The following is a 2,451-nucleotide window of genomic DNA, read 5'->3' as shown; positions in this document are numbered from 1 at the left end:
CCCATGTGCCGGCAGTAGCTGTCGAGGACGTTGATCTTGCCGTCCCCGCTTCGGAAGACGACAAGCTTCTGACCGAAGGCGTTGATCGCGTGCGGCTTGCCGTCGCCGAAATCTCTGATCAATCCCAGGCAATGCCAGCCGCGGGCAAACCGGGTCGGTGCGGCCTGGGCCTCGATGAGCCGAATTTCGTCGGTGTCATGCATAGGCACGATTTAACTCCCGAAGACGCCCTGTCGGGTCGTGTTGTTCCACTGATCAGGACGGCTATTCCTGCGCCGCGCGGCCCCGGCATACGGTTCTCGGCGTGACACCACACAGCGCGACGATCCCTGCCGGGCTTCCCGTGGCCGATACCAGCGTCGACCTGCTGGTCGTGGGCTCGGGTACCGGGATGGCCGCGGCGCTGGCCGCCCACGAACTCGGGCTGTCGGTGCTGGTCGTGGAGAAAGCGGCCCACGTGGGCGGCTCGACCGCCCGCTCCGGTGGCGCCCTGTGGCTGCCCGCGGGCCCGGTGCTGCGCGAAGCCGGTGCCCGCGATACGCAGGATCACGCCGCGACCTACCTGGACTCGGTGGTGGCGGGCTCGGCGCCCCGACAGCGCTCGACGGGATTCTTGACGCATGTGTCCGCGACGGTCGAGATGCTGCGACGAATGACTCCCCTGCGCTTCTTTTGGGCCCGCGACTACTCCGATTACCACCCCGAGGAGGCCGGCGGCAGCGCGGCGGGCCGCACCTGCGAGTGTCACCCGTTCGACACGTCGATTCTCGGCGCCTACCGCACCCGACTGGAACCCGGCTTGATGGAGGTCAGCGTCCCGATCCCGACGACGGGTGCCGACTACCGCTGGATGAATCTGGTCGCGCGCGTGCCGCGCAAGGGAATTCCGACATTCGGCAAGCGACTGGCGCAGGGACTCGGCGGCCGGATACTGGGCCGGCGGTACGCCGCGGGCGGTCAGGGTCTGGCGGCCGGCCTGTTCGCCGGTGTGCTGCGCGCCGGCATTCCGGTGTGGACCGACACCACCCTGCTGCGTCTCGACGGCGACAGTGACCGGGTGCGCGGCGCGGTGGTTGCGCACGCCGGCCGCGAGGTGACGATCACCGCTCGGCGCGGAGTCGTGCTCGCCGCCGGCGGCTTCGACCACAGCATGGACATGCGGTGGAAATTCCAGTCCGAGTCGCTGGGCGCCAACCTCAGCCTCGGTGCGGCAGCCAACACCGGCGACGGGATCCGCGCCGGGCAAGAACTCGGTGGCGGCATCGATCTGATGGATCAGGCGTGGTGGTTCCCGGCCATCGCGCCGCTTCCCGGCGAGACACCCGCGGTGATGCTGGCCGAACGGTCGCTTCCCGGCAGCCTCATCGTGAACCAGCACGGCCGCCGATTCGTCAACGAGTCGGCGGACTACATGTCCTTCGGCCAGCGGTTGCTCGAGCTGGAGCGGTCGGGCAGCCCGGTCGAATCGATGTGGATCATCTTCGACCAGCAGTACCGCAACAGCTATGTCTTTGGCGCCCAACTGTTTCCGCGAATGCGTATTCCGCAGACTTGGTACGACGCCGGCATCGCGGTACGCGCCGACGACTTTGCCGAACTGGGCGCCCGGATCGGCATGCCGGTTCCCGAGTTCACCGCGACGGTCACGCATTTCAACCAAAACGCTTCTGCCGGTTGCGATCCCGACTTCGACCGGGGAAGCAGTGCCTACGACCGCTATTACGGCGACCCGACGATATCGCCCAACCCCAACCTGCGGGCGTTGACCAAGGGCCCGTTCTACGCCGTTCGCATGGTGCTGAGCGACCTGGGGACGTGCGGCGGATTGACCGCCGACCACCGGGCCCGGGTGCTACGCGAGGACGGGACCGTGATCAGCGGGCTGTACGCGATCGGCAACACCGCCGCCAACGCGTTCGGCACGACGTATCCGGGTGCGGGCGCGACGATCGCGCAGGGACTGGTGTACGGCTACATCGCGGCCCGGGATGCGGCCGGCGTCGTCTAATCGGCTTCGCGCTTGGCCACGACTTGCTTTTCGACCTCACGCCAGTATCCCGGCGTGGTACGCGGTTTGCCATAACCGCCCTTGGGCGCCGTTTGCAGTATGGCGTCGGCTTCGTCGATTTCCTTCATCAGTTCCAGCGCGAATTCACGCTCGGCGGCGTAGTACTTGGCCGCCCAGCGCAGCGCGAGCACCGAGTACGCCCAAGCGGGTTCGGCTTCGGCCCCCTCGGCGTCCTCCAGTGCCTTGCGGTGCCTGGCCTCGGCGTAGGCCACGTGTTCCTGCAGCAGCTCCTTGAGCCGCGCGGGGCTACTCAGGTGACCGAACGTAAGTCGCAGCAGCACGCTGTGCTTGAGCACGGGCGGATCGACGGGTGCGTGATTGGTCCACTCGGTGACCGCGTCCATCCCCGCCGGGGTGATTTTGTAGAGCCGGCGGCTGCGGGT

General features: G+C 67.7%; 3 protein-coding genes. 1 reads left to right on the top strand and 2 read right to left on the bottom strand.

Annotated elements, in window-relative coordinates:
* On the bottom strand, positions 1-203 hold a 203-nt coding region (locus ACZY0B_RS27210; protein ID WP_463767331.1), incomplete at its 3' end, for a Rieske 2Fe-2S domain-containing protein.
* A gap of 101 nt (positions 204-304) precedes the next feature.
* On the opposite strand from ACZY0B_RS27210, the gene ACZY0B_RS27205 reads away from it, so the two are divergent.
* The gene (locus tag ACZY0B_RS27205) at positions 305-2,008 is read left to right on the top strand and encodes a 3-ketosteroid-delta-1-dehydrogenase (RefSeq protein WP_463767330.1); all 1,704 of its coding nucleotides are present in this window, start codon (positions 305-307) and stop codon (positions 2,006-2,008) included.
* On the opposite strand, the gene ACZY0B_RS27200 is transcribed toward ACZY0B_RS27205, so the two are convergent.
* Positions 2,005-2,451: PadR family transcriptional regulator (locus tag ACZY0B_RS27200; RefSeq protein WP_463767329.1), on the bottom strand; the 447-nt coding region annotated here is incomplete at its 5' end. The genes ACZY0B_RS27205 and ACZY0B_RS27200 overlap by 4 nt on opposite strands.

It is taken from the genome of Mycobacterium sp. IDUB_19 (assembly GCF_055419445.1).
Note: the sequence above shows the minus strand (reverse complement) of the source record. Positions and strands in the feature narration are given on the sequence as shown.